We start from the raw sequence: 23,233 nt of genomic DNA on the forward strand, positions 1-23,233 counted from the left end.
CATGAGAATTGCTTACTGCGAAGATGAACCGGCGCAGCGTTCCCGGATGGAACTGCTGCTCCACACCTTTGCGGAGCGAAAAAGGCTTCCTCTTACCGTGGAAGCCTTTTCAGACTCCGCTGCTTTTCTGTTCCACTACCCTGACTCGTATCCGTTCGATCTCATCTTTCTCGATATTGATCTCGGCGGAATGGACGGCATGGCGCTGGCGCGGAAAATCCGCGAGACGGACAGCGAGGTGCCGATTCTCTTTCTGACGAATCATAAAGAATATGTTTTCGAAGGATATGAGGTGCAGGCGTTCCGGTATCTCTTAAAGCCGGTGACAGAGGATACACTGTTTCCGCTGCTCGAGGAGCTGCAGGCGATGCGCGGACAGGAAAAACCGCATCTGCTGCTTTCACTTGGCGGAGAGACGCAGAAGCTGTTTCTCTCTGACCTGCTTTTTGTGGAGTCCGATAATCATTATCTGACGCTGCATACGGCCGCCGGCACGGAAACGTTTAAGAAAAATCTGTCGGAGTTCCGCGAAGAGCTTTCCGCCGCATGGCAGGCTTCTGGTGGGACAGGAGAATGTTTTGCGGCCGCACACCGGAGTTATCTTGTGAATCTCGCTCATGTGGAGCGGATCACGCGGACGGAATGTCTCTTGTCGGACGGAACAAAAATTCCGGTCAGCCGCGGATGCTATGCATCACTCAACCAGGCATTCCTGCAGTTTTACCGGCCGAATGCGTTTTAAAGGTTTTGCATTTTTTAATTTCCAATTCCGAACGAACCGAGGTGATGTTTCATGGCGCACATTCCTTTTTTATCCCATTATCTGGAACGCAAAAATATCGAATACCAGAACCAGCTTCTCGCCCGCCAGGTCGAGGAAGTGCAGAATATCTATCTGACAATGCGCGGCTGGCGCCATGATTACCACAATCATCTGCAGTCAATGAAGGCATATGTTGAGATGGGACAGTATGATAAGCTGCAGGAATATCTCGGGCTGCTCGAAAATGATCTCGATCAGGTCAACCAGCTCTGCGACTCGGGGAATGTGAATCTCGATGCGATTTTAAATTCCAAAATTTCACTCGCCGAAAAGAACGGCATCCGCGTGGATTACAAGGCAGCCTGCCCGGCCAATCTTACGGTGAGTGATATTGATCTCTGCGCGCTGATCGGAAATCTGATTGACAATGCGGTGGAAGCATGCGAGGGCCTTGCGGATCCCTATATCCGGCTTTATATTGGTGTGCTGAAAAACCAGCTGTATATTTCCGTTACGAATGCAACAAAGGATACTGTGCGGAAGCTGGACAGCGAGTATATCACCACGAAGCGCGGAAATCACGGGCATGGGCTGAAACGGATCAATCTTGTTGTGGAAAAGTACAAAGGATATATCAACCGGCAGAACGAGCCCGGCGTTTTCGTGACGGAGATTATGCTGCCGCTGTAAAAAGTTCTTTCCAGGATTTTTTAATTTTGTCCGATGATTCTACAGAGAAATTTTGCAGAACGTGAACACTTTTTTTGCTGTTCGCGTTCTTTTTTGTTCCATTTACGTACTTTTCCCCCGTGTTTTGCATGAATATGGTAGGATAACTACAGTTCACGAAAGACATGTGACAGAGGAGGTCTTTATGTATTCTTTATTATCTAACTACGTTTATATTCATCGTGAGCTGTGGCATCACAGCAAAAAGCCGTTTCTCTTTCAGGCACTTGAAATCGTCTCACAGGTGCTCACCGGCTTTTTCGGGATTCTGCTTCCTTCCGGAATTCTCTTTTTTCTGGAACAGAGCCGCGGCTTTGCCGGGTTTGCGCTTGGAACGCTGGTTCTCTTTCTCCTTTATGCCGTCGTTTTCGTCAGCCATGCATTTCTGCAGTCACGGAACGCCTGGCAGTATACCGAATTCCGGACCGGCTTTTTTATGCGCCGTCTGCTCCGCCATTTCATGCGGATGGACTACGCCGTTCTGACCGAGCAGTCGACGCTGCAACTCGTTGAAAAAGCCACCGATGCCGTTTCCAGCAACTGGGTCGGAGTGGAAGGAATGTTCCGCTATGATGTCACAATTTTTTCTTCCTTTCTCGGTCTGCTCCTCTACGCAGGGCTGATTGGAAGTGTCCATCCAGCCATCGTTCTTCTGCTGCTGGCGCTCTCGGTTCTTCAGTTTCTCAGCTACCGCCGCGCGGCTTCCTACGAAGTCCGCCGCCGGGATGATCTGTCCGCGATTAAATTGTCGCAGCGCTATTTTCAGAAACAGTCGTATGACACTGCGGCCGGAAAAGATGTCCGTCTCTACCAGCTGGGCGGATGGATTGATGGTGTCTACCGACAGATCAACAAACGATACCAGAAAATCCTGTTTCACATCCGCAGTGCCTACTTCGCGAACGATCTGCTGACCCTCACGCTGCAGCTTCTGCGCGACGGCATCTGCTATGGCTTTCTGATTTACCGCCTCGCACACGGAACGATGACTGTCTCCGGCTTTGTGCTGGCGCTCGGCGCGGTTTCCGGTTTTTCTTCGTATTTTAACGAGATTACTTCCAGTCTTTCGAAATCGGTACTCTGTCTCGAACAGATCCGGTGGATGCGGAAATTTCTTGATCTGCCGCTCCCGGCCGGCCACATGCTACCGTTCCGGCCGGAATTTACCGAAGAAAAACCGCTCGAAATCTGCTTTTCCCACGTCTCCTTCTCTTACCCGGAAAGCGAGAAAAAGATCCTCGACGATGTCAGTTTCACACTCCATGCTGGTGAACACACCGCACTCGTCGGCATCAACGGCGCTGGAAAATCCACGATTGTTAAGCTGATCTGCGGACTGTATCAGCCGACAGAAGGACAGATTACCGTCAACGGTCTCTCTCTTACGGACCTGAATCCGGCGCAGTATTACGAATCGATTGCGGCGGTCTTTCAGGAACCATTTGCTCTCTCGTTCTTCATTGCAGAGAACGTGAGCTGTTCCACACTGGAAGAGACGGACCGCACCCGCTGCCGCGAAGCACTCACCCGCGCCGGCCTCTGGGAGAAAATTGCAGGTCTGCCGCAGAAAGAGGAAACGTATCTCGGCAAGGATATGACTGACGACGGCGTCACTCTCTCCGGCGGTGAGATGCAGAAACTCATGATGGCGCGGGCTCTCTACAAAAACTGCCGTCTGCTCCTGCTCGATGAGCCGACCGCTGCGCTCGACGCAATCTCAGAAAATGAAATGTACGAAACCTACAGCACCCTGCTGAAAAATAAGACTGCGCTCTTCATCTCGCACCGCCTCGCGTCGACACGGTTCTGCGATACGATTCTGTTTCTCGAAAACGGAAAAATCAAAGAGCGCGGAACCCACGACGAGCTGCTCGCCCTCGGCGGATCGTATGCGCATATGTTTGAAGTACAGAGCCAGTATTATCAGGAAACGGAGGAACACATCTGATGAAAATGAAAGAACGGTTTCATGCCGTCTGCCGCTTTTTAAATATGATCAGCCAGGGCAATCACCGCGTGCTGTTCTGGCTGTTCGGAAGCGCTTTTGCCGCTGCCACACTTCCGTATCTCTCCTTGTTTTTCTCAGCGCGGATTCTGAATCTGCTGCTTGCAGAATCGTACCGCGCCTGTCTGTATACCGTCGTCGTCTTTCTGCTCGTGCAGTATGGACTTGGGCTGTTTGAAAAGGTCTGCCGCCAGTATCTCGACGGCCAGAAGGAGTTCTGTCTTGCACTCATCGAACAGAAAATCACCGCAAAAGCACTGGAGCTGGAATTTGAAAAATTCGAAAAAACAGAGACCATGGATGCCATCCGGCGCACCAATGTCTCTTCCATGGGGTCAGGAAATGTGGGTGACCAGCTGATCGTGATCCATACGATGATGACTTCCCTGCTCTCCCTTCTCTATGCGTTGTTCTTCCTGCTCCGCCTGTTCCTTCTGCCGGGCAGCAGCATGAAAAACTTCTTTACCTCGCCGTTTTCGACACTCGCGCTGCTCCTGCTCTGCGGACTGCAGCTGGCTCTTTCCTCCCGCATCAACCGCGAGAGTACGCAGAAAAAAATTGAGCTGAACCAGGGCAACGACCATTCCAACTCCGTCGCCAATTATCTCGTCAATGTGATGCTCGAAGAACGGCGTGCGGACGATATCCGTATCGGTCATCTCGATGGTTTTCTCGACGCACAGTTTGGAAAGGCCATGGCACACTTTCTGCCGATGTACCTCGGCTTCGCCCGTTTTTCCGCCGTCACAGACGGCAAAAATGCGCTGCTCTCACTCCTTTCTAATTTCACCGCATACCTTCTGATCGGCGCCAAAGCGCTGTACGGTGTGCTCCCCATCGGAGATGTTCTTCTGTATGCCGGTTCCGTCACCCGCGCCATGGGGGATCTGCAGACGTTTTTCACAACCGGCTCACAGTTTGACTATATCAATTCGTATCTTGCGACGTATGAGGATTTCATCGCACAGCCATCCATGTCGTACGACGGCACACTCCCGATCGAAAAACGTGACGACGGTCAATACGCCTTTGCCTTCCACGACGTTTCCTTCTCCTATCCCGGCACAGACATTCCGGTGCTCGAGCATGTGACACTGTCCTTTACCATCGGTGACAAAACCGCCCTCGTCGGCCGCAACGGAGCCGGAAAAACAACACTCATCAAACTGCTCTGCCGCCTGTATGAGCCGACCTCAGGCCATATTACCTTAAACGGCATCGACATCCGCAAATACAATTACAAAGAGTACACGCAGGCATTCTCCGTCGTTTTCCAGGATTTCCACCTGTTTTCCCTCCCGCTCGACGAAAACATCGCCGCCGGAACCGAGATTGATGAAGCTGCTTTGCAATCCTCTCTTGCAAAAGTCGGTCTCACCGACCGTGTACAGCAACTCCCGCAGGGCGTCCGCACCCGCCTTTACAACAACAACGGCTCCGGTGTCGACCTTTCCGGCGGCGAGGCCCAGCGCACCGCCATCGCCCGCGCCCTCTACAAGGATGCCCCGTTCGTCATCCTCGACGAGCCGACCGCAGCCCTCGACCCGATCGCTGAGGCCGAAATCTACAAACAGTTCAGCCAGATGACCGCCGGTAAAACGGCTGTCTACATCTCCCACCGCATGAGCAGCTGCAAATTCTGCGACCGCATCATCGTCCTCGACCACGGCCGCATCGCCGAAGACGGAACCCACGACACCCTCCTCGCAAACCACGGCATCTACGCCAATCTTTACGAAACCCAGGCCCAATACTACACCTGAGTCCTCACCCTCCCGTCCCCCACAACGTAAATGGGAGTCAGAAAAACACAACCCCTGGCAGTTCGTGCTAAGAACTTCCAGGGGTTGTGTTTTTCTGGCTCCCCTCCACTTATTTCAGGAATGCAAACGGCTCCTCATCATGAATAAAATGCATCAGATGATAAGAACACATAATTGCTACATTTTCTTCCTTTAAGATTCTCTTTGCCTCCTCGCGGTCAGCAAGGACAACTTCGATCACTTCGCTCTCTTCGAGGTATTTGCGGCTGATCTCGCCCTCGCACCAGCCGTAAACGGCAGAGCATGCTTCATCGGTCAGGCCGATTGTGGTGAAGAACGGTTTCTCGTAGCAGGGATCTACTTTCAACGGGTGAAACGTAAGACCGGTCTCCTCATGCATCTCGCGCACGGCAGCCTCATGGAACTCCTCGCCCGGTTCCACCAGGCCTGCCGGGAATTCGTAGATGTAGTCATCAATGGAAACGCGGTACTGGCGCACCAGGACAATTTTGTCGCGTTTTTCCCCGTACAGACTGTACATCAGCACACCGTCCGGCGTATTTTTCCTTGTTTTAATCTTCATCTGCTCGATGGATTTTGCGCGGGAAGCCACGTAATAGCGGAAGTGATGGTTTACTTTGTTTGTCCCTTCCACCAGGTAAAGATTTACGAACGGATTTTCCGTCTGTTTTGTGATTTTTTCAACATTCGGCATAAGTAACAACCTCTTTCTTTTCTCTTTTACTGGTCAAAATCAGTCTCAAACACGCCCTCCGGGGTGCGCATCGTCAGCACGCCGAGGTTGAATTCATCATCCATCACCGTGATGTGGTACTCGAAAATCACATCATCATCAAATTTCGATAATACCACATAGGAACCGTTCTCTTTTCCCTCGATCTGGTCGCAGATGTCATCGTAAACATCGCTTCCCGAAATCGGCCGCGGATAGCCGGATTCTTTGATTTTCTTTTCAATCATTTCATATAATTCGTTCATGTTCTGCCCTCGTTTTTCTTTTTATCGGTTATGTTTCATTGTACCACGAAAAGACCCGCGGGGACAATCCATTGCGGCGATTCACCGTGAACTTTTTTTATTTTCATACATCTTCTGGTCCGCCTGTTTCATGATGACGGATTCCGAGATTTCCATGTTTTCCCGGACCATTCCGGCGCCGGCGGTGGTGGTTCCTTTCATGACCATGTTCAGGCGGCCCGACGGTGCCGTTGATTCTGTTGTACGCCGTCATGATGCCCTCTGCGCCGCTCTCCTCAATACATCTGCGGAACGGCTCGAGATACAGCTCATATTTATTCCGCGGGTCAATCGAAGAGTTCTTCCAGCCGTGGCCGACCTCGGTGTTGTTTCCATAGAAGTGTTTCAGGGTTGATGCACAGCACAGATATTTTGGATCGTCGCCCTGCATTCCCTCGATGTAAGCGCCGGCCATTTTTCCGGTCAGCACAGGGTCCCCGCCGTAGCCCTCCTCGTTTCTTCCCCATCTCGGATCACGCTCGAGGTCAACGGTCGGTGCCCAGCGGCTGCGGGAAGGATGTCGTCACGTCCGGCTTTCCTTTACGATCTCAACCGCCTCTTTCACCAGCTCTTCGATGCGGTCGAATTCGTTGTTTTCAATCATCGTATTTTTTACCATCCAGCTTCCGCCGCATGCTGCGATGCGGTCGTATGCCAGGTATTCTCTTACATTCTGCGGGTTGATGCCGCCGGTCGGCATGAATTTCATCATGGTGTACGGTGCTGCGATGGCACGGATGTATTTCAGTCCGCCTGCCGGTTCTGCCGGGAAGAATTTCACCATGGTGAGCCCAAGACCGATTGCCTGCGCCATCTCAGTCGGGGTCACGATGCCCGGGATCACTGGTACTTCGTGTGCCTGACACCATTTTACTACCTCCGGGTTGAGGCCCGGGCTGACGATAAATTTTGCTCCGGCTTTTACGGCGCGGTCCGCCTGCTCGGTTGTGAGCACAGTTCCGGCTCCCACCAGCATCTCCGGGAATTTTTCACTCATAATGCGGATGGATTCTTCTGCCGCATCGGTGCGGAAGGTCACCTCGGCGCAGGCAAGTCCGCCCTTGCAGAGAGCTTCGGCAAGCGGCTCTGCTTTTGCTGCATCCTGTAAAACGACAACCGGCACAATGCCGTATGTTCCAAGCTGTTCGAGAATCTGATTCATGATAGCTGTTCCTCCGTTTTGATCTTTATCTGAAATTTATTCTGCATTCTGTTTTTATTTTATTCCCTTGTATCATAACCGGACAAGTTGTTTTTTTCTATTGTGCGAATTGCCGAATACATTGTAAAACTTGCTGTTTTGTGATATGCTGGGAATTGTTGTTATGGTTCAAAAATATCATTTTTTTTGCAAGGATGCTTTTATTATGAAAGAAAAACTGCAGACGAAATTTGCCACCCGGCAGTACATGATTTCGGATACGTTTGAGTTATACTATTACAGCACCGACGATGTGCCCGGCGTAAAAGAACATACGCATACGCATTATGAGTTCTATCTCTTTCTCGAAGGGGCGATCTCACTGGAAATCGACGGAGTGCTCTACACACCGACGCCCGGCGATCTTCTTCTGATTCCGCCCGGCGTGCCGCATCATCTGGTGATGCACGACCTGTCTGTGCCGTACCGCCGCTTTGTGTTCTGGGTCAGCGCCGCTTTTGCAGAGCAGCTCCGCGCCCGTTCCGCCGACTACGTTTACCTGATGGAATACGCTGCCGAAAATCAGAAATATCTGTTCCCGCTCGATTCCGTCGAGTTCAACACGATCCAGTACCGCACCATCCGCCTGATCGAAGAAATGCGGTCCGATCATTTTGGAAAAGAGACGCAGATTTTTCTCTACGTCAACGACCTGCTGATGCAGATCAACCGAACGGTGTATGAGCAGCATCACCCGCTCACCCGGAAAGCACAGCTCTCGCTGTATGAACAGCTCTGTTTCTATATTGATGAGCACCTGTCCGAGGATCTGTCGCTCGAACGGCTGGCGGCGGAACTTTTTGTGAGCAAATATCACATTGCACACGTTTTCAAGGATGAAATCGGCATGTCGATCCACCAGTACATTTCCAAAAAGCGGCTTGCAAGGTGCCGTGAAGCGCTGCTCGGCGATGTACCAGTCACGAAGGTATATCTGCTGTTCGGATTTCACGACTATTCGAGTTTTTACCGCGCGTTTAAAAAAGAGTACGGGATCTCGCCGAAGGATTTTAAAGAACTGCATACCGTTACCAGCGATTAACACGGTCGTTCCAAATGCACTGTTTACTTTGTACTTTTCAGGAGGATTTTTAATATGTTTCAGATGTGGGGAAAATTAGTGGAAAACAATCATATTCTTCAGGATCTTACCGTCTGCATCGACGATGAGGATACCAGAACGCACAAGGTCTTCCGTGCGCTCGATGAAATCTGCGATGCCTGGAATCTGGCGAAGCCGATCTGGCTCGATACGAATATTTCGGAGTTTAAACGGAGATCGAAAACGCGGTTCACACAGGATAATTTTATTGAATCGCTGGAGTTTGATTATCTGGAAATTCAGATTACAGAGGAATAATGTTCTCTCGTTTTTGCAGCGAATAAAGCAAATGCAAAAGCCGGGCATCCGGCGGAACTTGGGAGCGGCTATTCTTACAGTCCCCTCTGTGGTTCCGTCGGATGTCCGGCTCTTTTTATGTATTTTGTCCCTGGCTTTGTATCCCTTTTATACCACACGGTTTTCCATGCCGCCTTCCAGGTACGAAGCAATATTTTTCTGCACCAGTCCGATCAGGCGCGTGCGGGCTTCCTTCGATGCCCAGGCGATGTGCGGCGTGATGTACAGGCGGTCGTCGTCCGCCATTTTCAGCAACGGACTGTCACTGCGGATCGGCTCGCTGGAAAGTACATCGAGCGCTGCTCCGGCGATCAGGCCTTCGCGCAGGGCACAGCAGAGGTCACGCTCATTCACGATCGAGCCGCGGCCGACGTTGATCAGAATTGCGTTCCGCTTCATGTTGGCAAACGTTTCGATATTCATCAGGTTCTCGGTCGCCTCATTTAACGGGGCGTGGATGGAAACCACATCAGAATCCTTCAGCAGACGATAGAGATCGACCCGCTCGTAGTCCGGATCGTCGTGTGCACCGGAGGTGGAGTAATAGATCACACGGCAGCCGAATGCCTGTGCAATCGAAGCCACTTTTCTGCCGATCGCGCCAAGGCCGATGATGCCCCACGTCTTGCCCTCCAGCTCGGTGAACGGTCTGTCCATGCAGGTGAAAAGGCGGCTGGCGGCGTAGCTGCCGTTTTTTACGTAATCATCGTAATAACGGAGTTTTTCTGCCAGATAGAAGTACATCGCAAAGGTGTGCTGGGCCACGCTGACGGTGGAATAGCCGGCGACGTTCGTCACGGCGATGTTGTGGCGCTTCACATAATCGAGATCGATGTTGTTGATGCCGGTTGCGGTGACGCAGATCAGTTTCAGGTTCTCCGCGCCGGACAGGGTGCGGCTGCACATGCGCACCTTGTTGCAGATGACAATATCCGCCTCCCGCACACGCTCCGGGCATTCCTCCTCCGTTGTTTTTTCATATACTGTCACTTCTCCAAAACGGGAAAAGCCGGACAGATCCATGTCCTTTCCCAGTGACTCTGCCTCAAGAATTACAAGTCTCATGTTGGTTCCTCCTTTTGCAGATGATGATTCTGCTTTATCCGGGAAAGCAGTGCCGCCTGTCTGTTTTGAAAGACGGCACTGCCTGAAATATTTTTATCTTAGATACCTGCGGACTGCCGATTCGGAAATATGGTCATGTCGATATGCCATGCTCCCCGGCCTGATCCCCTGGTATTTACACGTATTCGCTGATAATTTCCCTCATCAGCTTCTCTTCCTCGGGCGTCAGCATTCCGGAAAACCTGCTCTCGGCCGCGGCGGTCTGGCGGATGCCCTCCCTGACTTTCGAAATCCTCGCTTCTTTTTCCGGATCTGCGAACAGTTCATTCTTCTCTTTGGCGGACTCGCTTCCCGCAGTCTGCGCTTTTGCTTTCGCCGCTCCGGTTCCTGCCTGTGCCATGGTTTCCGCCTGCACCGGCTGCCGTTCGGTCTGCTGTACGGTTTCCAGCACCGCACTCTGTTTCGTCGCTGCAAACTCATTTTCCAGATAGTCTGTCCAGCCGTTCAGCAGAATTTCCTCTTTTCCGCCGAAATCCAGACAGAGCCGGAAAAAGACAAGGCCTCCGGCGAGCGCGATGCCCGTTCCGAGGTAGCGCATCAGCTCCGTCTCTCCATAACGGTATCGGTAGATCGCCCACAGCGAAAGAATCGACAGCGCCAGAACCGTGAGGATCATATTCTGGCTTCCGCGCAGAAGCGTCGGGACTGCCATTCCCGCTGACCTGCCCTGTGCAATCTGGCTGCGCATAAACGCCCCGGCATTCGAAAAGGGATGCGCTTTTCTCTGACACGTTTCCAGCACCGACCTGGTCCATTTCGACTTTGGTTCCTTCAGCCTTCCGAGATCGCGGATGGCCCGGGTGTAGAAACGGTTATTCCAGAACAGGCACCACACACCGGCGATTCCTGCTGCTATCATTGCGTATAAGAACACATTTTGTTTCACACAAAACTCCAGCATTCTTATTCCCCCTGATGATTTTTGAATTTGCCTGTCATGATCATATGCCGGTGCTTCCGTTGCGGTGCATCGGCGGATGCCGCGGCAGAATTTGCGCGCACAGGATTCTTCCGCTGGCATATCGGACAGAAGGACGTCTCCTCCTCCGATGTGCCACAGTATAGCACTGCCGGAAAAATTTGGAAACAAAAAACGTTCGTCAAATTCTTTGTGATTCTGTGCTTTTTCGCGTGAATTTTTATTTTTCGTTCCTTCAGGGGACTGCTTTCGTGCCGGTTCGCGTGGTTTCGCTGGTTTTCGCCTGCCCGTTTGTCGATTTTTTCTTCTTGCTTTTTTTAGATTACAGGCGTTTTACCATTTCCTGCAGCAGGTTGACACAGTGGCGGGCTGCCTCGCTCTCAAAGGTCGGGTAGTCCATTGTTGCGCTGTCGTCTGCTTTGTCGGAGATGGCGCGGAGTACGACGTATGGAATCTTGTTCAGATAAGCGCCCTGCGCAATCGCAGCGCCCTCCATCTCGGCGCAGGAACCGTTGAATTCCTCGATCAGATGGTTTTTCACTTCTTTGCTGGAAATAAACTGGTCACCGCTGACCACGCGTCCGCGGAATACCTGGATTTCCGGATTGACTTCCTTGCAGACTTCCTCTGCCACCTCTGCGAGGTGCTCGTCTGCCTGGAAGCTTAAAACACCCATCTGCGGAATCTCGCCGAGCGGGTATCCGAAGATGCGCACATCCATGTCGTGCTGAACAGCATCGGTCGAAATGACGATATCGCCGATGTTGATTTCATTCCGCAGGGAGCCTGCAATTCCGGTGTTGATGACACAGTCCACGCCGTAATCATCTACAAGAATCTGGGTGCAGATACCGGCATTTACTTTGCCGATTCCGCTGCGCACAACAACCACTTCTTTTCCGTTCAGGTAACCGTGGTTGAACTCCATGGATGCTTTCGTGCGGATTGTAACATCCGTCATCATTTCCTTTAAGCTTGCAACTTCAACTTCCATTGCACCGATAATTCCAATTAACTTCATGTTTATGATATCCTCCAATAACTTTACATGTACTCTCCGATTCTTTCTGTTCTTGCTTTTATGAAATCATTTTTGTCAGCGGTCAGCCGCTAAAGTAAGAACGGAAAACTCCGGGAGTCCATTTTCTTTTCCTTCTGGTTTCTTTGTAATTCCTGTTACAGTATACAATAAATTTTGGATCTGTGGTATCTTTTTTCTTTGCTGTTTTCGTAATCTATGGTATAATAGCAGGAACCGAAGAATTATCGTGGCTAAAGTTCACGATAATGTTCTAATTTTTTATTCACAAAGGAGGATCTTATCGATGGAATATACAACAAAAGGTACCTGTTCCAGAAAAATTCTGTTTGAGGTAGAAGACGGTAAAGTACACAACGTACAGTTCGTAGGCGGATGCAACGGAAACACACAGGGTGTTGCAAGACTCGTTGAGGGCATGGACGTAAACGAAGCCATCTCCCGCATGAAAGGCATCGACTGCAACGGACGCGGAACATCATGTCCAGACCAGCTTGCAAAAGCACTGGAACAGGCTATCCAGAAATAACTTTTTTTACGCTTGCTCTTTTTTATTATAATAACTCCCCGGGGAATGCTCACCCCGGGGAGTTTGTAATTTATCCACTTCTGTTTTTTCTTTTCTGATGCAGCACAGCTTCCCTGCCGCCTGCTTTCTTCCGGTTTTTCTTCTATATTAATAGCACAGTCTTTCTTCCAGCCACCGGACTGCTTTATCTGTCCCATTTGTCGCAGAGACTGTTGATCTGATCGGCAAATTTCGAAAGGTCTTTGTTAGCACCGCCTTTGTTTCTTGTAATGACGGTGAGCAGCCGCTGACCAGCCGCAACGAGACGATCGAAGACGGCATTTCCGCTGCTTCTCGTGCGCAGTGTTCCAGCGTTTGCCGTTGTTTCCTTCTGGATCGGAATGCCAACGGTTTTTTCGATGAATTCATTTTCTTTCAGGTCAAATACCGTGCCGGAGAACGGAGCCATCGCCGGGTAGCGGAATTCGTCCCACAGTTTTTCTGCAAAAATTTCCGTTACTTTATCTTCGCCGTGCGTTACGAAAACGCGGTCCGGTTTTGCCTGCAGACTGCCCGCCCATTTGAGCAGTCCTTCCTGATCTGCGTGGCCGCTCATGCCCGGGAACTGGATGATGTGCGCGTTCACATGAACCTCTTCCTGGAACAGTTTCACCTCCTTCGCGCCTCCGATCAGCGCCCGTCCCAGTGTACCGACGGCCTGATAGCCGACGAAGAGAACCGTACTCTCCTGCCGCCAGAGGTTGTGCTTCAGATGATGCTTGATTCGTCCTGCATCGCACATACCGCTCGCGGATATGATGACCTTCGGGGTTTCGTTGAAGTTGATGGCTTTCGACTCATCGGATGTAATCGAGAGCTTTAAGCCCGGAAACAGAATCGGATTAATGCCCTGCGCAAGGAGCGCAGCTGCATCGGAATCGTAGCACTCTTTCTGATGATCGCGGAAAATGTTAGTTGCCTCAACGGCAAGCGGACTGTCCACGTAAACCGGGAATTCGCCGTGGCCGTGAACCAGATGTTCTGCCTTTATTTCACGGATAAAGTACAGCATCTCCTGCGTTCTTCCAACAGCGAACGACGGGATCACGAGGTTGCCGCCGCGGTCGAGCGTTTCCTGAATGATTTTTGCCAGTTCCGGCACGTAATCCGGTTTCGGTCCGTGGCTGCGGTCGCCGTAGGTGGATTCCATAATCACGTAATCGGCGCTCTCCGGGTACTCCGGGTCGTTGATCAAAGGCTGATGGATATTTCCGATATCGCCGGAGAAGAGCAGTTTTTTCGTCACACCGTCCTCTGTCAGCCACAGCTCAATGGATGCGGAGCCGAGCAGATGACCGGCATCGAGAAAACGGATCTGAATGCCGTCCGATAGTGTCACACGCTGATGATACGGAATGCCCTCCAGTAAGCGGATCACGCCGAGGGCGTCCTCCATTGTGTACGGCGTGACGTAATCTTCTTTTCCCGCCCGACGGTTCTTGCGGTTCCGCCACTCGGCCTCGGCAAGCTGAATGTGTGCGCTGTCCCGGAGCATGATGTCCGAAAGCGCTACCGTCGCCGGAGTCATATAGATTGGGCCGCGGAAGCCGTGCGCATACAGCAGCGGTAGATTTCCGGTGTGATCGATATGCGCGTGCGTGATCAATACAAAATCCAGCTGGGATGCCGGAACCGGAATCGGCTTGTTTTCATAAATATTCGGTCCCTGCTCCATACCGCAGTCCACTAAAAACTTCTTCCCGGCAGCCTCCAGATAATAACAACTGCCCGTCACTTCATGTGTTGCTCCAAGAAATGTAAGACGCATAAGATGCCTCCTGTTCTCCCGTGTTTGTTCGGGGACAAAATGTTGTCACTGCGGGTCAAATCACACGTTATGCGTTTGGCCCGTTATCGCGGCAGTCGTCAAGTTCTCATGCCAGCATGGTCTTTGACGCGTTGTCCGCGAAAATAATCTGAAATTTCTTTTGTATTTTATGCCTATTCTCTCTTTTTTGATTATTATAGCATAATATCTGGCGGATTCCAACGGAATTTTAAAGCAGATTGCACAACAATCTTGATATTTTTGTTCAGTTATGGGCATCGGACGCCGGAAGTGCATAGAAAAGAGGCACCGGTATTCCTGCAGTAATACCGATGCCTCACTTATCGGGGCCAGCCGATGTTCCGTATGATCACTCACACGCTGAACATAGTAACACATGATGACTCAGATCTGTGTTGTGGTTGGAAAAAGGAATTTCGACGCGTTGAAAATCCTGAAAGATCTGCGTTTTCGTCTTAATATATTCATTGTTATAAGGTTTCTATAGGGGACTGGCCCCGAGGATTTTAAAGGGGTGAGGGAGTTCGTGAACTATTTGGTTAAAAATCTTTTCCGTTCATTTATTTTACTCTCTTATGCTTATATAAATAATAATTTTTTCTGCTCATCTCTTATATTAAGTATTAATGATTTCTCATAAATTTAGTTAGCCGATGTAAATACCATTAGTTGAACTTCCACCATTTTCAGTGACACCACTCTTAGTGCAAGAATGATACCCTCTTAAACGATAATAATAACCTTTTTCTACTTTTACTTGCGTACCCATAAATAAAGAATCTGTATTATAATCTACATTTTCCCACTTTTTATAGCTGTAAAAATTACCATCACCGCTTGAACGTTCCAAATAAATATTTAACTTCACAGTATTGCACGTAACATTGCATTCTGTTCCACCAAATATTCCAACATACCCGCCACCATTATTTGTGATTCTTACAAATCCTTGGTGCAAATATGTACTTCTCGCCACGCTCTGGTACTTTCCAATTGCCTCTGTTTCATCTGTTAATTCAGACCCGTCAATCGTGTTTCCCAGATAATCTAACGCCTCAGCCTGAACATTTACTGCATTAAATGCCATTGTTAAAACGAGCAGTGCACTAAAGAGTAAGCTTTTTAAATTAATAACCTTTTTCATACTTCCTCTTTCCCCTCGTCCTCATCTACATACTATATACGTAAAAACATTTATATAATTACAAATTATACTGCATCTCATTCAAAATTTTTATTAATTCTTCTTTTTTTATCTGCCCACTCAACTGATAATAACTATCTTTATATTTCCACTTAGCATAATAATTTTCCTCGTTATTTTCAGACATTGTTCCCATCTCAACTTCTAGCAAATCATCCATTGTTTCTACTTGAACTTTCTCTTTGTCTTTCCAGTCACCTTGCGACAAATCTTTCTCATTTGCTGCTAAATGAAAATATACTGAATGTCCATTATATTTATACTTTACTATAGCCATTTGTGTTTCTTTTGATAATATTATTTTACTATATTCCATTCCAGTTGGAATATAGTAAAATTCCGGAACTGCAATATGAAGCGTCTCTGCTATCTCTGTTTTTACTTTTTCAAAATCTGTTGCTGATTCATCTCTATTCTCACCATTGTCTGTCCAAGTAACGTCACCTGAATTCCGAACCCCATTAATCGTCTCCACCAACCGAATCCGATTCGCCTCGCTCGTCATACTGGCCCCAAAAACGCAAGCCCCCACAACCAACACAACACCAGCCGCTTTCGCCGTCCGTACCCAGTGTTTTGTTGTTTTCGCTCTCTTCGCAATCTTCTTCTGTCTCTCCGCCTGCTTTTCGCGTTCTTCCTTTCTCTCCACGATCTGGCGGCGGATCTCCAGTGTTTTTTCTGTCGGATTCCCTTCCGCGTCCGCGAGTCCTTCCTTCTGGAGGCGCTGCTGGAAGCGCTCGTACATTGCGTTCAGTTCTTCCTCTGAAAGCGCAGGCGCAGCCTCCTGTTCTGTTGCTGTGTTTCCTTCCTCTGCCTTTACAACTGCCGATTCCCCTTCCACCGTTTTCGAATCCGCAGCCATTTTTTCTTCCATCGTCTGCTCCAGTTTCTTTTTCAGCTGTTCTTCTTTTTCTATCTTTTTCATCTTCTTCCGTTCCTCGGCATTTTCCATGTTGTAACCGCTCTTGACTTTTTTTCTTCTTGAGGGGATAATAAAAGCCAAATGATATTATCAAATTCCAGGGAGGAATTCTCATGAAGCATATTGTTCTGACAGGCGGAGGTACCGCCGGCCATGTTACCCCGAATATTGCCCTGATTCCAAAATTAAAGGAAGCAGGTTATAAAATCTCTTATATCGGTTCCTACGACGGTATGGAGCGCAAGCTGATCGAAGATCTCGGCATTCCGTATTACGGAATTTCATCCGGAAAGCTGCGCCGCTACTTCGATCCGAAAAACTTTTCCGATCCATTCCGCGTCGTAAAAGGCTACTTTGAAGCAAAAAAACTGCTCAAAAAGCTGAAACCAAACGTTGTCTTCTCCAAAGGCGGCTTCGTTTCGGTACCGGTTGTCCTTGCCGCCAAAGCATGTAAAGTTCCGGCGCTCATCCATGAATCGGATATGACGCCTGGCCTGGCAAATAAACTGTGTATTCCGTCCGCTGCAAAGGTCTGCTGTAATTTCCCGGAAACCGTTAAATGTCTCCCAGAAAACAAAGCCGTTCTGACCGGAACGCCAATCCGCCAGGAACTGCTGTCCGGCGATGCACGGGAAGGCCTGAAGTTCTGCGGATTCAATGCCGCAAAACCGGTTATTCTCGTCATCGGAGGAAGCCTCGGTTCCGTCGCTGTCAATCATGCGGTCCGTTCTATTTTACCAGAACTTCTGAAAGATTTCCAGGTGATTCATCTCTGCGGTAAAGATAAACTGGATGCATCCTTAAATGGTACCGAAGGTTACGTTCAGTTCGAGTACATCAAAGATGAACTCCCGGATCTCTTCGCTGCAGCAGATCTGATCATCTCCCGCGCCGGCGCAAATGCGATCTGCGAAATCAGTGCTCTGGCAAAACCAAACATTCTGATTCCGCTTTCTGCCAATGCCAGCCGCGGAGACCAGATTTTAAATGCGCGTTCCTTTGAGCGTCAGGGTTACAGTAAAGTTCTGGAAGAAGAATCCGTGAATGCGCAGACCCTTCAGTCCGCAATCCGTGAGGTTTACGAAAATCGTCAGACCTACATCAATGCGATGAAGAAGAGCAGCCACACCGATTCCATCGGCCGCATCCTTTCCCTGATCCAGGAATGCGAACGCAAATAGTAACTACAGAAATCCCCTTTCTCTGGCTTTGTCAGCAAAGTGCTGGCAAAGCCATTTTTTCGTCCGGGTCATTTTCACCCGCAGATTTCCGATGGTGATACCCATTTCGGATGCTACTTCCTTTTCCGAACGCTCATGCACCTTGATTTCACGCGTAATATAATAACCCGATTCATCATGATCTTTCAGTGCATCCATCACTTCCCGAAAAAAATGATTTCTCTCCTGCATTTCTTCCTCTGCAAGCGTCGGAAGTTCCATCTCTTCCGCCCGAAGATCCTCATCCAGTTCGTTCCAGTCAAAACGTTGTGCTTTTCTTTGATAATCAATTCCCAGATTCTTTGCAGCGACACGGACCCAGCCTTCTACTCTGTCTTCATCCAGCGCATCAATATTCAGGTACAGTTTCACCATCGTTTCCTGTGCGATATCATCCGCATCGGCTTCATTGTGCACCACCTGCATTGCGGCTGAATAGGCTGTCATTATATACTTTTTATATATTTCTGAAAAGTTATTTTTGTCCATTGTTCTCCGCCCCTGTTCGTCTGTCATTGATTCTTTTTCTGGCTGCTGCCAGCCTTTTCTCAGGCCTTCAGCTCTGCCGTCACGCTCTCAATGATCTGCTCTTTTACCGCATCCTCGAGAGTTCCCTGCTTCCATGCAGCAATACCGGCATTGTCACCTTCATATCTTGGAATCAGATGCATATGGAAGTGGAATACCGTCTGTCCTGCTGCCTCACCATTGTTCTGTACCAGATTGAAGCCATCAGAATGAAGCGCTTTCGTCATGGCCGTCGCCATTTTTTTGCCGAGAATCATTGCTTTCGCTGCGGTTTCATCCGGAATTTCATAAATGTTTGCAAAATGCTGTTTTGGAAGAATCAGCGCATGTCCTTTCGTTGCCGGTCCCTGATCCAGAATGACACGGAACTCATCGTCCTCATACAATGTCGCGGTTGGAATTTCTCCGTTTGCTAATTTACAAAAAATACAATCCATGATCTTTTTCTCCTTTACTTTTTTTAATTCTTCTGTTGTTCCGAATCCCGTTCTGCACGGTTCCGAACAACTCTATTTTCTCACTATTTGTCGAAAAATGTCAAATAATGCAGAACGCTTTTTGTTGCGCGCTCCCCCTTTTCAATGCTAAACTTTTGCCTAATCAAAAATCATTACCTACGCATCATAAGGAGGATACGGCTATGTCAAAAGAACCAACAACCAATTCACAGGGCTTATCGGAAGAATGTCACGCTATGATTTCCCGGATTTCACATGAGGTTCGAAATCCTGTTGCGGTTATCCACAGCTTTCATCAGCTTCTTCTTTTAGCGCATCCGGAGCTTTCCAACGATCTCTATTTTCAGAAAATCCAGGAAAATATGGCTTTTCTGAACTCCCTGCTCGATGAGCTCTCCTGCTATAATCATTCATATCGGGCGGTACGCGCTTACGTGAATCCTTATCTTCTGCTCCAGAATCTCTGTGCCGATACCGGCGTTCTCCTCGAAAAACAACAGGTTTCCATTGAACTTGTCAAGGAATCTGCCATTCCGCGCTTTGCCCTTGATACCACGCAATTTCGTCAGCTTTTTCTGAACCTGATCCGAAATGCGGCGGAAGCAATGCCTTCCGGCGGAACGATCAAAATCTCTCTCTGTTTCGACGGTGACTTTCTGACCATCCGTGTGCAGGACACTGGCTGCGGAATCCCCGCCGAGGATCTGCCGACTCTCTTTGACCTTTTTGTCACACATAAGAAAAACGGAACCGGCCTTGGACTTGCCATCTGCAAGGAAATTGTAACCGCACACGACGGCACGATTTCCGTTTCTTCCGTTCCCGGGGAAGGAAGCACCTTTACGGTCGTTTTCCCCTTTTCCTGATCCTTGCCATTCCCGGATAGAGAACCGCCATCAGGACTGCACCTGCCAGAAAACCGCCGATGTGTGCGAAGTTGTCCACATTTGAAGACTGGAATCCGACCAGCAGCGAAAGGACAGCCATGACGGCCATCCTCCGGAAGGTGAGATCCTCCAGCCTTCCTTTCCGAAATGCCAGAAGAACAAGCATCGCTCCGACAGCAGAAAAAATCGCTCCCGAAGCGCCGGCGGAAACTGCCGGTGCTTCCCCTGTTTTCATCAGGGACAGTTCATGCAGATACGAGCACAGATTTCCGACGAGTCCGCCGCCCAGATAGATGACCAGATAACGGATCTTTCCAACTGCGCGTTCTAGGTAATCCCCAAGGAACAAAAGAAGCAGCATGTTGTTGATCAGATGCTGGATGCCAAAGTGAAGAAACATACTCGTAAACAGGCGATAGTATTCTCCGCTCTCAATCAGCGGCGCATACGCCGCACCGCAGTCCATCATATGTCTGGAGCTCTCTGTCCCTCCGGTCAGTGTGACTGCAAGGAATACCAGAATATTGCATACGACGATGACCAGATTGATGCTGTTTTTTGACCTCTTCCACATACGGTCCACGATATCTTCGTTCGGATCGTAACTGTTTTTCCTTTGTTCTTCCATTACATCATTTCCTTATCTGTGCTATTTTTTTATTATAATTTAATTCACTTGTAAATGCAAGAAATCGTCAAATTTTTTTCTTTTTTGATAAACGTTTTTCGACAATTATTGACGCTTCACGACGGCTTTCGACGTTTTATGACATTATTTTTTACATTATTTCTTTTTTAATTTTATGCATAATTTTCTTTTCTATAATATTTTTGTTTCATTCGCATAACTTTTTTCTTTGATCATTCTGCCATATTAAAAATAACGCATCCAGCGCTTTCTCCAAATCGAAAAAGTGTAATGCGTCATTTTTCTCTAATTTCTGTTTTTCTCTCCCGCCTTATACCGGTATTTCTTCCCGGCAAATGAGATATCGTCTCCATCCTCCAGCTTCTTTTTTGTCTCGCCCATCAATGGAACGCCATTCACCGTTGTTCCGTTCCGCGAATTCAGATCCAGCAGATAATCTCCCTCTTCTGTACTGACCAGCTTTGCGTGAAGGCGGCTTACCGTACGGTATGGCAGAATTATATCTGCCGCCGCTGACAGTTTTCCAATCAATGTGCTTCCGCGTTCAATCGGAATCAGCGGAAGATCAATCGGATCTATCGGAATCAGATATGCCCTTCCCTCATCCTCCGGGCTGGTCAGCAGTTCCGTTTTTCCAAACAGATCCTCTTCATGCCCCTCCAATTCCATCAGGCTGTGCATCTTTCTGTTTTCCTGTTCTTCATTCTTTTCCCATGTTTTCTCTTTTTCGACTGAGGAATCCCTTTTCCATCCCTGCTGTTCTGTATCGCTTTTCGGATTCCATGTTCCATCTTTCTGTTTTAAGCCCTTCCGATTCTGATATTCCGAAAATACATCTCCTGTTTCTCCTTGTTTCCGGATTCCTGCGGCCTTCCCATAGCTTCCTGTTTCTGTTCCCGACTGCCGCTTTTTCCATCGGCTGGCAAGTTCCAATGCCAGACTTACAATTCCCACAACAGCCGCCGCTCCTCCCAGCACCAGATACCAAACAGTTTCGGCCTGTGTCCACCGCAGTGCCAGCACACCTCCCAGAAATCCGATGCAGATCACTGCTTCCACAATATTTTTCCAGCGTCCTTCATCCTTTTCTTCCTCCGCTTCCACAAAAAAATTTTCCGCCGCTTCCGCTTCTTGTTCTCCCCAAAGTGTTTCCTCCATCTGTACAGGCGGATTTTCTTCCCTGGGACGCTCTTTTCCCTCCTGCTCCGTCGTTTCTTTCTTCTCTTTCCCTGTCTGATATAAGAGTGCCTGAATCATCTCAACCGAAAAGATCTCCGCCGAAATCTCCCGATACAGTCCATACCCGAGTACCACCGCATCCTGCTCCTGGTGATCCAGCTTCGGCAGCAGATATTCCATCAGCTCCCGGATCTGCTTCTGAAAACAGCCTGTGTGTCCCTGCTTTCCCGGCAGATAACAGAAGGAAAAGTTCTCCAGATTTGCATCTGCAAAAACCAGCTCCGGCTGCAGAACGAGACCGTCCGGTGCAAGCAGGTACTGCCCCAGTTCTTCGAGAAGATCCAGCAGCTGTTCAAACAGTTTCCGCAGCGCCTCCGCCCCAATCGAGCGCTGTTCAAACACACTCTGAAGCGACTGCTTTGATGTCACCTCATAGTAAAACAATGTTTTATCATCCATTTTCCCGATTTTGCAGTCCAAAAGCCCTGGGATTGTGTTTGTCAGCAGCATACGGATCTGATACGACGCCGTGTCCGGCTCTTTTTCCTCCTGTAAAATAACATATGTATGATTCAAATCTCTTTTATAATCAATCTGCATTTCTCCGCTTCCGTCCTTACTTCTGGTTCCAGATCTGTTTTACTGCCCGTATCTTCCGGATCGTTTTCACCGGATTGTTTCTCCTGCTTTCACTCAAAACCGAATATTCCCACGCGTTCCGGCTCCAGATTGGCAGAATGTTTCCTTCTGCTTTTATCTGAATCTCTTTTTCTCTGCATTCCGTCTGTACAGTCACCGGTTCAGCCGGAAGCGGTATCTGGGAAATCCACCATTCCATCCGGCTTTGGGCGGCTGCCTCTCCTTTTTCCACAGACAGACGGCCTTCACTGGCGGCAAGCATTGTGCTTTCATATGCCGCAAATGTATACCAGCTCCGTGCGTGTACAAAAAAGGTCAGCGACAGCAGAAGAAAAATCACCATCAGAACAAGCGGCACGACCAGAACTGCCTCTACCGTAATACTTGCTTTTCTCATTTTCACTTTCAAAGCATTCCGCACCTCCCCACAAATCCAAGCAGCAGAAACGGCACCAGCGGTATGGAATCCTGTTTCCGTATTTTCTTCCGCATCAGAAGGACTCCGCAGAGTACCGAACAGAGAATGAGTCCCAGCGTCAGAACGCCGAATGTCTGCCCAAATCCCAGCCAGATTCCAACCGTCAGAAGCAGAAGGCCGTCCCCGTATCCCACCTGTTCCCGTGATATATAACTGAGCGTCAGAAATCCCGCTCCCGGCAGCAGGGACAGCAGCCATTCCAGCCACGATGTCTGTTCCACCAGAATCTGCCATCCAATGCCTGCAAGGAATAAAACACCGGTCAGGACAAGGCTGATCTGCCGTTTCCTCACATCCATTCCGGCAAGAATCCCCAGATACAGCAATATAATTGCACTCTTTACTTCTTCCTGATACACAGCCGCGGCCTGCCACTCAAAATGTGATTAAATATACTTATCACATCGAGATAATGTAAGTTCTCACGAATCTTACTTACTGCTTCAGTGTGTATACTTTTGATTGACCGAAATCATATCTACTCGTAGGTCCATGTACACTCCACAGTCGTTAATTCCCGAAATAGCCTTCGGTACATACTTACATTTGCTTCCTTATGCAATCTTGTAAGTTTTTACGTCCCTCAGATTCAGTGCCGCATTGAAATCCCTGTCTTCGACATAGCCACAATGACATCGAAATGTTCTATCGGAAAGTTTTAAATCTTTCTTGATCGTTCCACAACAATGGCAGATTTTTGATGATGGATACCATCTGTCTGCAACCCGAAG

At 49.0% G+C, this 23,233-nt stretch carries 25 protein-coding genes and 1 pseudogene; 9 read left to right on the plus strand and 17 right to left on the minus strand.

The window, feature by feature from the left end; translation table 11 throughout:
- The first annotated feature begins 1 nt into the window (after position 1).
- From DWX00_RS11910 to DWX00_RS11925, 4 genes are all read left to right on the plus strand, one after another.
- On the plus strand, positions 2-742 hold the full coding sequence (locus tag DWX00_RS11910; protein WP_118595296.1) for a LytR/AlgR family response regulator transcription factor: 741 nt from the start codon (positions 2-4) through the stop codon (positions 740-742).
- 51 nt (positions 743-793) lie between these two features.
- Positions 794-1,453, plus strand: coding sequence for a sensor histidine kinase (locus DWX00_RS11915; RefSeq protein WP_055226637.1), 660 nt, complete (start codon positions 794-796; stop codon positions 1,451-1,453).
- A 184-nt stretch (positions 1,454-1,637) separates the two neighbouring features.
- Positions 1,638-3,440 (plus strand): ABC transporter ATP-binding protein, encoded by a 1,803-nt coding sequence (locus DWX00_RS11920; protein ID WP_055226635.1) that lies wholly within the window; start codon positions 1,638-1,640, stop codon positions 3,438-3,440.
- Positions 3,440-5,260: an ABC transporter ATP-binding protein gene (locus DWX00_RS11925; protein ID WP_118595297.1), complete on the plus strand. Its 1,821-nt coding sequence runs from the start codon at positions 3,440-3,442 to the stop codon at positions 5,258-5,260. The genes DWX00_RS11920 and DWX00_RS11925 overlap by 1 nt, the downstream gene beginning before the upstream one ends.
- A 109-nt stretch (positions 5,261-5,369) precedes the next feature.
- Here the strand turns inward: DWX00_RS11925 and DWX00_RS11930 are convergent, their stop codons facing one another.
- The 4 genes and pseudogenes from DWX00_RS11930 to DWX00_RS11945 form a co-directional block, all read right to left on the minus strand.
- On the minus strand, positions 5,370-5,975 hold the full coding sequence (locus DWX00_RS11930) for an NUDIX hydrolase (protein ID WP_055219153.1): 606 nt from the start codon (positions 5,973-5,975) through the stop codon (positions 5,370-5,372).
- 26 nt (positions 5,976-6,001) lie between these two features.
- On the minus strand, positions 6,002-6,259 hold the full coding sequence (locus tag DWX00_RS11935; protein ID WP_055265559.1) for a hypothetical protein: 258 nt from the start codon (positions 6,257-6,259) through the stop codon (positions 6,002-6,004).
- A 103-nt stretch (positions 6,260-6,362) separates the two neighbouring features.
- Positions 6,363-6,791, minus strand: a pseudogene (locus tag DWX00_RS11940) (glycoside hydrolase family 3 N-terminal domain-containing protein); the annotation flags it as partial.
- A 30-nt stretch (positions 6,792-6,821) separates the two neighbouring features.
- The gene (locus tag DWX00_RS11945; RefSeq protein WP_117509954.1) at positions 6,822-7,460 is read right to left on the minus strand and encodes a bifunctional 4-hydroxy-2-oxoglutarate aldolase/2-dehydro-3-deoxy-phosphogluconate aldolase; all 639 of its coding nucleotides are present in this window, start codon (positions 7,458-7,460) and stop codon (positions 6,822-6,824) included.
- A 205-nt stretch (positions 7,461-7,665) separates the two neighbouring features.
- On the opposite strand from DWX00_RS11945, the gene DWX00_RS11950 reads away from it, so the two are divergent.
- A complete protein-coding gene (locus tag DWX00_RS11950) occupies positions 7,666-8,541 on the plus strand; it encodes an AraC family transcriptional regulator (protein WP_118595298.1) in 876 nt (291 codons plus the stop codon).
- A 54-nt stretch (positions 8,542-8,595) separates the two neighbouring features.
- Positions 8,596-8,859: a hypothetical protein gene (locus DWX00_RS11955; RefSeq protein ID WP_055219147.1), complete on the plus strand. Its 264-nt coding sequence runs from the start codon at positions 8,596-8,598 to the stop codon at positions 8,857-8,859.
- Between the two features lie 147 nt (positions 8,860-9,006).
- On the opposite strand, the gene DWX00_RS11960 is transcribed toward DWX00_RS11955, so the two are convergent.
- From DWX00_RS11960 to DWX00_RS11975, 3 genes are all read right to left on the minus strand, one after another.
- Entirely contained in the window at positions 9,007-9,963 is a 957-nt protein-coding gene (locus DWX00_RS11960; RefSeq protein WP_055265551.1) for a D-2-hydroxyacid dehydrogenase, read from the minus strand.
- 175 nt (positions 9,964-10,138) lie between these two features.
- The gene (locus tag DWX00_RS11965) at positions 10,139-10,924 is read right to left on the minus strand and encodes a hypothetical protein (RefSeq protein WP_118595299.1); all 786 of its coding nucleotides are present in this window, start codon (positions 10,922-10,924) and stop codon (positions 10,139-10,141) included.
- Between the two features lie 340 nt (positions 10,925-11,264).
- A complete protein-coding gene (locus DWX00_RS11975; protein WP_055226889.1) occupies positions 11,265-11,963 on the minus strand; it encodes a 5'-methylthioadenosine/adenosylhomocysteine nucleosidase in 699 nt (232 codons plus the stop codon).
- Positions 11,964-12,267: 304 nt separating this feature from the next.
- On the opposite strand from DWX00_RS11975, the gene DWX00_RS11980 reads away from it, so the two are divergent.
- A complete protein-coding gene (locus DWX00_RS11980) occupies positions 12,268-12,510 on the plus strand; it encodes a TIGR03905 family TSCPD domain-containing protein (protein WP_022461364.1) in 243 nt (80 codons plus the stop codon).
- 184 nt (positions 12,511-12,694) lie between these two features.
- On the opposite strand, the gene DWX00_RS11985 is transcribed toward DWX00_RS11980, so the two are convergent.
- The 3 genes from DWX00_RS11985 to DWX00_RS11995 form a co-directional block, all read right to left on the minus strand.
- Positions 12,695-14,317 (minus strand): MBL fold metallo-hydrolase RNA specificity domain-containing protein, encoded by a 1,623-nt coding sequence (locus tag DWX00_RS11985; RefSeq protein ID WP_022461365.1) that lies wholly within the window; start codon positions 14,315-14,317, stop codon positions 12,695-12,697.
- A gap of 667 nt (positions 14,318-14,984) precedes the next feature.
- Complete coding sequence (locus tag DWX00_RS11990; RefSeq protein ID WP_118595301.1) at positions 14,985-15,482, minus strand: DUF6147 family protein; 498 nt, start codon at positions 15,480-15,482, stop codon at positions 14,985-14,987.
- Between the two features lie 58 nt (positions 15,483-15,540).
- Complete coding sequence (locus DWX00_RS11995; protein WP_158578818.1) at positions 15,541-16,467, minus strand: DUF4367 domain-containing protein; 927 nt, start codon at positions 16,465-16,467, stop codon at positions 15,541-15,543.
- Between the two features lie 110 nt (positions 16,468-16,577).
- Between DWX00_RS11995 and DWX00_RS12000 the strand changes: the two genes are divergently transcribed.
- Positions 16,578-17,645 carry an undecaprenyldiphospho-muramoylpentapeptide beta-N-acetylglucosaminyltransferase gene (locus tag DWX00_RS12000; RefSeq protein ID WP_055219136.1) on the plus strand — a complete coding sequence of 356 codons (1,068 nt, stop codon included), beginning with the start codon at positions 16,578-16,580 and terminating at the stop codon, positions 17,643-17,645.
- Positions 17,646-17,648: 3 nt separating this feature from the next.
- Here the strand turns inward: DWX00_RS12000 and DWX00_RS12005 are convergent, their stop codons facing one another.
- Both DWX00_RS12005 and DWX00_RS12010 read right to left on the minus strand, forming a co-directional pair.
- Positions 17,649-18,200 carry an RNA polymerase sigma factor gene (locus tag DWX00_RS12005; protein WP_118595303.1) on the minus strand — a complete coding sequence of 184 codons (552 nt, stop codon included), beginning with the start codon at positions 18,198-18,200 and terminating at the stop codon, positions 17,649-17,651.
- Positions 18,201-18,232: 32 nt separating this feature from the next.
- The gene (locus DWX00_RS12010) at positions 18,233-18,649 is read right to left on the minus strand and encodes an HIT family protein (RefSeq protein WP_172680766.1); all 417 of its coding nucleotides are present in this window, start codon (positions 18,647-18,649) and stop codon (positions 18,233-18,235) included.
- Positions 18,650-18,852: 203 nt separating this feature from the next.
- On the opposite strand from DWX00_RS12010, the gene DWX00_RS12015 reads away from it, so the two are divergent.
- On the plus strand, positions 18,853-19,536 hold the full coding sequence (locus DWX00_RS12015; protein WP_055219129.1) for a two-component system sensor histidine kinase NtrB: 684 nt from the start codon (positions 18,853-18,855) through the stop codon (positions 19,534-19,536).
- Here DWX00_RS12015 and DWX00_RS12020 read toward each other — a convergent pair.
- The 5 genes from DWX00_RS12020 to DWX00_RS20585 form a co-directional block, all read right to left on the minus strand.
- Positions 19,511-20,185, minus strand: a complete 675-nt coding sequence (locus DWX00_RS12020) for a rhomboid family intramembrane serine protease (protein WP_226906363.1) — start codon at positions 20,183-20,185, stop codon at positions 19,511-19,513. The two genes, DWX00_RS12015 and DWX00_RS12020, sit on opposite strands and share 26 nt — an antisense overlap.
- A 306-nt stretch (positions 20,186-20,491) precedes the next feature.
- The gene (locus tag DWX00_RS12025; protein WP_118595304.1) at positions 20,492-21,985 is read right to left on the minus strand and encodes a DUF6382 domain-containing protein; all 1,494 of its coding nucleotides are present in this window, start codon (positions 21,983-21,985) and stop codon (positions 20,492-20,494) included.
- 16 nt (positions 21,986-22,001) lie between these two features.
- Positions 22,002-22,427 carry a TadE/TadG family type IV pilus assembly protein gene (locus DWX00_RS12030; RefSeq protein WP_226906365.1) on the minus strand — a complete coding sequence of 142 codons (426 nt, stop codon included), beginning with the start codon at positions 22,425-22,427 and terminating at the stop codon, positions 22,002-22,004.
- A 2-nt stretch (positions 22,428-22,429) separates the two neighbouring features.
- Positions 22,430-22,861, minus strand: coding sequence for a prepilin peptidase (locus DWX00_RS12035; protein WP_022461943.1), 432 nt, complete (start codon positions 22,859-22,861; stop codon positions 22,430-22,432).
- A gap of 195 nt (positions 22,862-23,056) precedes the next feature.
- On the minus strand, positions 23,057-23,233 hold a 177-nt coding region (locus DWX00_RS20585; protein ID WP_147398248.1), incomplete at its 5' end, for a zinc ribbon domain-containing protein.

The sequence above is a fragment of the Blautia sp. AF17-9LB genome, from assembly GCF_003479185.1.
GTDB lineage: Bacteria > Bacillota > Clostridia > Lachnospirales > Lachnospiraceae > Fusicatenibacter > Fusicatenibacter saccharivorans.

Bases quoted from the DNA above. Each gene is read 5' to 3' on its own strand.
- DWX00_RS11915 (WP_055226637.1), top strand. From the start codon at position 794: ATGGCGCACATTCCTTTTTTATCCCATTATCTGGAACGCAAAAATATC.
- DWX00_RS11980 (WP_022461364.1), top strand. From the start codon at position 12,268: ATGGAATATACAACAAAAGGTACCTGTTCCAGAAAAATTCTGTTTGAG.
- DWX00_RS11960 (WP_055265551.1), bottom strand. From the start codon at position 9,963: ATGAGACTTGTAATTCTTGAGGCAGAGTCACTGGGAAAGGACATGGAT.
- DWX00_RS11920 (WP_055226635.1), top strand. From the start codon at position 1,638: ATGTATTCTTTATTATCTAACTACGTTTATATTCATCGTGAGCTGTGG.
- DWX00_RS11925 (WP_118595297.1), top strand. From the start codon at position 3,440: ATGAAAATGAAAGAACGGTTTCATGCCGTCTGCCGCTTTTTAAATATG.
- DWX00_RS11975 (WP_055226889.1), bottom strand. From the start codon at position 11,963: ATGAAGTTAATTGGAATTATCGGTGCAATGGAAGTTGAAGTTGCAAGC.
- DWX00_RS12020 (WP_226906363.1), bottom strand. From the start codon at position 20,185: ATGGAAGAACAAAGGAAAAACAGTTACGATCCGAACGAAGATATCGTG.
- DWX00_RS11935 (WP_055265559.1), bottom strand. From the start codon at position 6,259: ATGAACGAATTATATGAAATGATTGAAAAGAAAATCAAAGAATCCGGC.
- DWX00_RS11950 (WP_118595298.1), top strand. From the start codon at position 7,666: ATGAAAGAAAAACTGCAGACGAAATTTGCCACCCGGCAGTACATGATT.
- DWX00_RS11955 (WP_055219147.1), top strand. From the start codon at position 8,596: ATGTTTCAGATGTGGGGAAAATTAGTGGAAAACAATCATATTCTTCAG.
- DWX00_RS11965 (WP_118595299.1), bottom strand. From the start codon at position 10,924: ATGCTGGAGTTTTGTGTGAAACAAAATGTGTTCTTATACGCAATGATA.
- DWX00_RS12000 (WP_055219136.1), top strand. From the start codon at position 16,578: ATGAAGCATATTGTTCTGACAGGCGGAGGTACCGCCGGCCATGTTACC.
- DWX00_RS11985 (WP_022461365.1), bottom strand. From the start codon at position 14,317: ATGCGTCTTACATTTCTTGGAGCAACACATGAAGTGACGGGCAGTTGT.
- DWX00_RS11995 (WP_158578818.1), bottom strand. From the start codon at position 16,467: ATGAAAAAGATAGAAAAAGAAGAACAGCTGAAAAAGAAACTGGAGCAG.
- DWX00_RS12010 (WP_172680766.1), bottom strand. From the start codon at position 18,649: ATGGATTGTATTTTTTGTAAATTAGCAAACGGAGAAATTCCAACCGCG.
- DWX00_RS11930 (WP_055219153.1), bottom strand. From the start codon at position 5,975: ATGCCGAATGTTGAAAAAATCACAAAACAGACGGAAAATCCGTTCGTA.
- DWX00_RS11990 (WP_118595301.1), bottom strand. From the start codon at position 15,482: ATGAAAAAGGTTATTAATTTAAAAAGCTTACTCTTTAGTGCACTGCTC.
- DWX00_RS11945 (WP_117509954.1), bottom strand. From the start codon at position 7,460: ATGAATCAGATTCTCGAACAGCTTGGAACATACGGCATTGTGCCGGTT.
- DWX00_RS11910 (WP_118595296.1), top strand. From the start codon at position 2: ATGAGAATTGCTTACTGCGAAGATGAACCGGCGCAGCGTTCCCGGATG.
- DWX00_RS12015 (WP_055219129.1), top strand. From the start codon at position 18,853: ATGTCAAAAGAACCAACAACCAATTCACAGGGCTTATCGGAAGAATGT.
- DWX00_RS12005 (WP_118595303.1), bottom strand. From the start codon at position 18,200: ATGACAGACGAACAGGGGCGGAGAACAATGGACAAAAATAACTTTTCA.
- DWX00_RS12025 (WP_118595304.1), bottom strand. From the start codon at position 21,985: ATGCAGATTGATTATAAAAGAGATTTGAATCATACATATGTTATTTTA.